Raw genomic sequence first — 808 nt, 5'->3', positions numbered from 1 at the left:
CGCCGCGGCCGGGGGCGGCGTGGCCGCGCAACCGGGCGAGGTCGCCGGCCAGCCGGACGATCTCGCGGGCGTCGGCCGGGCCGCTGGGGTGGTCCTGGGCGCGCAGCGCGGCGCAGATCCGGACGGCGGTGGTGGTGAGCGCCTCGGCGAGGCGTTCCGGGTCGCCGCCGGCGTCGAGGACGGTGTGCTGCCACTCCGGGTCGCGGATGCCCGCCGGGTAGCCGGAGCGGGCGTCGAGCAGCGGGTAGGTGTACGGGATCAGGGACAGGACGTGCCCGGGGTCGTCCGGGTGCGGCGGCTCCTCGGTGGCGAGGGGACCGCCGAGCAGGGCGGGGGCGTGGAAGGCGCCGATCACGGCGGCGACCCGGCGCCCGCCGGCCGCGGCGGCCTGGATGCGGGACCGCATCCAGGCCTCGCGGCGCAGGTCGTACGGGTCGACGCCGGGGCCGGTCTCGGCGTCCCGGCGCAGCGCCCAGCCGACCAGCAGGGCGGCGCGCCGGACGGCCTCCGGGGTGGAGCCGGGGGCGGCCGTCTCGACCAGGCGGTCCCACAGGTCCTCGTCGGAGTCCCGACCGGTGAGGCGGTGGCGCAGCGCGTCGGCGACGCCGGGTGCGTCCGGGATCCGATCGGTGCGCCCGCGCTCCGCCGTGCGGGCGGCGCGGTGGGCGAGCGGGAGGTCGCAGGCGACGGCCTCCACCCCGTTGCGCCGGGCCCAGCGCAGGGCGGCGAGCTCCGGGGAGAAGTCGGCGAACGGGTAGAAGGCGGGCCCGGCCGCCTCCTCGGGCCCGGCCGGGGCCGCCGCGAGGGC

Annotated in this window: 1 protein-coding gene; it reads right to left on the bottom strand. The window is 80.7% G+C overall.

Annotated elements, in window-relative coordinates; all coding sequences use genetic code 11:
• Positions 1-808: DUF5682 family protein (locus tag AE652_RS47200; protein WP_049661581.1), on the bottom strand; the 808-nt coding region annotated here is incomplete at both ends.

It is taken from the genome of Kitasatospora sp. MY 5-36, from assembly GCF_001182915.1.
GTDB lineage: Bacteria > Actinomycetota > Actinomycetes > Streptomycetales > Streptomycetaceae > Kitasatospora.
The sequence above is the reverse complement of the archived record's forward strand: the minus strand, read 5'-3'. Positions and strand labels throughout refer to the sequence as shown.